Genomic DNA, 4,292 nt, shown 5'->3' on the forward strand with positions numbered 1-4,292 from the left:
TCGTCAACCCCTACTTTTCCCAGCTCCCCGCTGTTCTCTGCATTTGCATGCACCGTTTTGCGGGGAGGCGAACTATAGCAAAGCCCTCGCCATATCTGCAAGGCCTTTTTCCGAACTGCTACAATCGCGCCCTTTATGTACACGGCAGGAAGGCACCCAATGAGCAATCACACCATCAAGCGCGGCGGCTTCAGCTCCAGTTTCGGCGTACTCGCGGCGACGCTCGGGTCGGCCGTAGGCCTTGGCAATATATGGAAGTTCCCTTATCTGACCGGCGCCAACGGCGGTGCCGGCTTCCTGCTGATCTACCTGCTCGCCACCCTGGTCATCGGCCTTCCCGTCATGATCGCGGAGATCACAATGGGCCGCGCAGCCAAAGCAAATCCGATCACGGCGCTGCAAAATCTCAGCCCGAAAAAAGGTCTGCCGTGGTGGCTGGTTGGCGTGGCCGGCATGGCGGCAGCCTTCCTGATCCTGTCCTTCTATTCCGAAGTGGTGGCCTGGGTATTCGCCTATGTATTCAAGGCCATCGGCGGCTCCATCCTGAGCAGCGACCGCCAAGTGACCGAAGGCGCATTCAACGCGCTGATCGCCGACCCGGTGCAATCGCTGTTGTGGCAATGGGGCGTGCTGGCCTTCATCGGCGGTATCTTGCTGATGGGTGTAACCAAGGGCATCGAAGGCATCGCCAAGAAGCTGATGCCCATCCTGTTCCTGCTGTTGCTGGTGCTGTGCGCGGTCAGCCTGTCGTTGGACAAGGCGGTCGATGGCCTGACCTTCCTGTTCCGCCCCGACTTCAGCAAGATCACGGCCGGCGTCATCCTGACCGCGATGGGTCTGGCATTCTTCAAGCTGTCGCTGGGCATGGGCACGATGATGACCTACGGCTCCTACTTCCGCGACGATCAGAATATCCCTCAGACCACGCTGCGCGTGATGGCTGCCGACCTGTGCGTCTCCATGCTGGCGGGCATCGCGATCTTCCCGGCGGTGTTTACGTTCGGCTTCGAACCGGCGGCCGGCCCGGCCCTGGTGTTCATCACCATTCCCGCCGTGTTCTCACAGATCCCTGGCGGCCAGCTATTGATGATCGCCTTCTTCGTGCTGGCATCGGTGGCCGCCACCGGTGCGATGCTGTCGCTGATGGAAGTGCCGGTCGTGATCTTGCACGAACGTTTCGGCCTGAGCCGCGCGAAGGCTACGCTGCTGACCATCGCCGGCCTGATGCTGCTCGGTTCCAGCTGTGCATTGACCAACAATATACTGGCCGATTTCAAACTGTTCGGCATGAATATGTTCGACCTGTTCGACTTCGTCTCGTCCAACGTGCTGCTGCCGCTGGGCGGCATCTTGCTGGCGGTGTTTGTCGGCTGGGTTTGGGGCGCGGACAAGTTCGGCCAGGCGCTGTCGAACCAGGGCGCATTAGCGCATCGGACCACGATACGCATCGTCTTCTTCCTGCTGCGCTATATCTCGCCAGTGCTGATTCTTTTGGTAATGTTGAAGGGATTGAATTTGTTATAGGCGCAACGGTCTCGCTCTTTTTTCACCGCCGCCGGAGCAGTATGCATATACTGTCTCCACCGTGAATATCCTCAGGCTGCGTGATGAACCAGAGCGAGATCCCCGTAGTGCCGATGCCGACGATACTGATCGTCGATGACTCTCTTTCCTATCTGGCGGCCCTGCTGGACCGGCTTGAACGGCACGGCTTCATGATCGTGCTGGCGCAGACCGCCGCCGAAGGTTTGATGCGCGCGGAATTCGCCGAGCCGGATCTGATTCTGCTCGATGTCGTCATGCCCGGCATCGACGGCTTCGAAGCGTGCCGGCGCCTCAAGGCGGGCAAGGCCACCAAGGATATCCCGGTCATCTTCATGACTGGCTTGACCGACCCCAAGCAAAAAGTCACCGGATTCGATGCCGGTGGCGTGGACTACATCACCAAGCCATTCCAGATCGAAGAGGTGCTGGCGCGCATCAATACCCACCTGGCGCTGCGCCGCGCCAACCGCGAATTGCAGGACATGATTGCCACGCTGGACAAGGCGCGCGCAGACCTGGTGCGCAACGAACGCCTGGCCGGACTGGGCGCGATGGTGGCCGGCATCGCGCATGAACTGAATACGCCGATCGGCAACAGTCTGATGGCCTCCACCACGTTTGAAATGCAGACCGACGATATCACCCAGCATCTGACGCTGGAAGGCGGCATCACCCGCAAGGAATTTGAAAGTTACATCCAGAATGCACAGCTGTCGGTGGATATCCTGAGCCGCAATCTGCATCGCGCCGCGGATATCGTCACCAACTTCAAACAGGTGGCGGTCGACCAGACCAGTTCGCAACGACGCAGCTTTTTACTGGCCGAGGTGGTGGCCGGCAATGTGTTGACACTGCAGCCCACCATCAAGCGCACGCCATTCGTGATACAGCAACGGATACCGCCGGACCTGATGATGGAAAGCTACCCGGGCCCCATCGGGCAGGTGATCTCCAATCTGATCAACAACGCCATCCTGCACGGCTACGAAGGCCGCGGCGACGGCTTGATCGACATCTCGGCCAGCCTCTCCCCGCTGGGCTGGGTGACGCTGTCGGTTGAAGATCACGGCGTTGGTATCAAGAAAGACTACCTGTCGCGCATCTTCGATCCCTTCTTCACCACCAAGCTGGGGGTAGGCGGTTCCGGCCTGGGCCTGAATATCGTCCACAACATCGTCACCGAAATCCTGGGCGGCACCATCGACGTTGTTAGCGAGCCCGGCGGCGGCACCCGCTTCACCTTGACGCTGCCGATGCTGGCGCCGACGCGCTAGCGCCGGCGCCATGTCCGCTTATTCCTGCGACCACAGCGACAACGCGCCGAGCGCAGCAGTGGCGCTGGAGGCTGTGTTAGCGCCGCCGGCGGCGGTGACCGTCGGCATCTCCGGCGGGGTGCTGGCGTGCGACATGGCCCGGCTGACAATCGCATACCTGACCGAGCCGTCCGCCTTGGCATAGCGGTAAGCGCGCCAGGAGAGATCCTTGACCTTCAGGCTGCCGGGCAGTACGCCATTCAACGCGGCCTGCACCGAGGCGACCGGATATATATTGCTGCCACTTGCATCGGTCACCGTGGCGGCGCCCTCTGTATCGAACACAATATTTTGGGTGGTCACGACCCCGCAATCCTCGCGGTAGGTAGACAGCGTCTGCCCTGCCAGCTCCTTGGCGTTGATAACCATCTGCGCCGCATTCAGCACCAGCAAGTCGGTTGATTTATTGCGGACGACGTTGCTTGCCGCATCAGTCACGGCCTGGCACAACATCAGCACCGTCGGAGCTGTGCCATCGGGCTGGGCGGCTATCGTCGCCGAAGCGACGATGGGTGCGTCATACACCACGCTGGGGTTGCTCGATCCCGGGATTTTTGCGTAGCCGATCTGGCGCTCGCCCATGCCGAACACCAACTTGCCGTTAGGGACGGGAATCGTCCCGCGCCCGAATGTCAGCCAGTACCGCACCGGCGTCGCGATCTCAGCGTAGACGTTCTGGAAGGCGGTGTAGCGTAGCAAGCTGGTCGAGGCTATGTCCTGGGCAATCGACTGCACCGCGGCATCAATCACAGCCTGGTATGCCACCAGATCGGTAGCCGCGTTAACCTGGGCCAGCAAGTCAGCGCCGATGACGCCTTGGGGGTGACGTATCGGTCAAGCCCGCAGCGGTAAGCGCTGCCGTGAAGCGTGTCGCCACGTCGTTCTTTTTTGCCAGCGCCGACAGGTCGTCGCCTTGCGCGCCGACGAGAATGGCCAGGGCCGCAAATGATCGGGTGATCGCCTGCCTATCCAAAGCGGCAACCCAGAAATTCTGGCTGCCGCCATCGGCATAGCGGCCAAAAAAATTGATATAAACAGTATTAACGAATTCGGCGTTGGTGCCTGCGTACAGGTCGGAAGCTTCCGTGCCGCCTCCAAATCCGTCGAGCACCGTCTTCACAGTGGCATTGCTACCGTAAAGCCAGGCCGCCGCGGTCGGAGGCGCGGTCGGTCCGGCGGCGCCCATGCTGGCGCGAGCGCAAGTATGGAATCGAAAAAAAGCCCCGTCCAGGTGAGACGGCAGGCAATGCCTGTCGTTGAACGGAGGGGGTTTTTAGATAGTAAAGCGCGGCAGTGCCGCGCTGAGCAAATGGCTACAGAATGCGAAAAACCCCACCAAGATCACTTGGTGGGGTTCTTCTATATAACTAGCCTGACGATAACCTACTTTCACACTGGTTGCAGCACTATCATCGGCGCAAAGTTGTTTCACGG

At 60.3% G+C, this 4,292-nt stretch carries 4 protein-coding genes; 2 read left to right on the forward strand and 2 right to left on the reverse strand.

The annotated features are described in order from the left end of the window. Positions 1 to 159 precede the first annotated feature (159 nt). Positions 160 to 1,524, forward strand: coding sequence for a sodium-dependent transporter (locus AC07OK_RS30670; RefSeq protein ID WP_494693828.1), 1,365 nt, complete (start codon positions 160 to 162; stop codon positions 1,522 to 1,524). An 83-nt stretch (positions 1,525 to 1,607) separates the two neighbouring features. Next, positions 1,608 to 2,819 carry a sensor histidine kinase gene (locus AC07OK_RS30675; RefSeq protein WP_494693829.1) on the forward strand — a complete coding sequence of 404 codons (1,212 nt, stop codon included), beginning with the start codon at positions 1,608 to 1,610 and terminating at the stop codon, positions 2,817 to 2,819. An 18-nt stretch (positions 2,820 to 2,837) separates the two neighbouring features. On the opposite strand, the gene AC07OK_RS30680 is transcribed toward AC07OK_RS30675, so the two are convergent. Together AC07OK_RS30680 and AC07OK_RS30685 are read right to left on the reverse strand one after the other, a co-directional pair. Continuing rightward, a complete protein-coding gene (locus AC07OK_RS30680) occupies positions 2,838 to 3,656 on the reverse strand; it encodes a hypothetical protein (RefSeq protein WP_494693830.1) in 819 nt (272 codons plus the stop codon). A gap of 1 nt (position 3,657) precedes the next feature. Beyond that, positions 3,658 to 4,044, reverse strand: a complete 387-nt coding sequence (locus AC07OK_RS30685) for a DUF4214 domain-containing protein (protein WP_494693831.1) — start codon at positions 4,042 to 4,044, stop codon at positions 3,658 to 3,660. Positions 4,045 to 4,292 lie beyond the last annotated feature (248 nt).

This window comes from Duganella sp. GW821-FHT07G03 (assembly GCF_059418605.1).

What these genes read in the sequence shown, in the direction of transcription:
- AC07OK_RS30670 (WP_494693828.1), top strand. Translation starts at nt 160, where the DNA reads ATGAGCAATCACACCATCAAGCGCGGCGGCTTCAGCTCCAGTTTCGGC.
- AC07OK_RS30685 (WP_494693831.1), bottom strand. Translation starts at nt 4,044, where the DNA reads ATGGGCGCCGCCGGACCGACCGCGCCTCCGACCGCGGCGGCCTGGCTT.
- AC07OK_RS30675 (WP_494693829.1), top strand. Translation starts at nt 1,608, where the DNA reads ATGAACCAGAGCGAGATCCCCGTAGTGCCGATGCCGACGATACTGATC.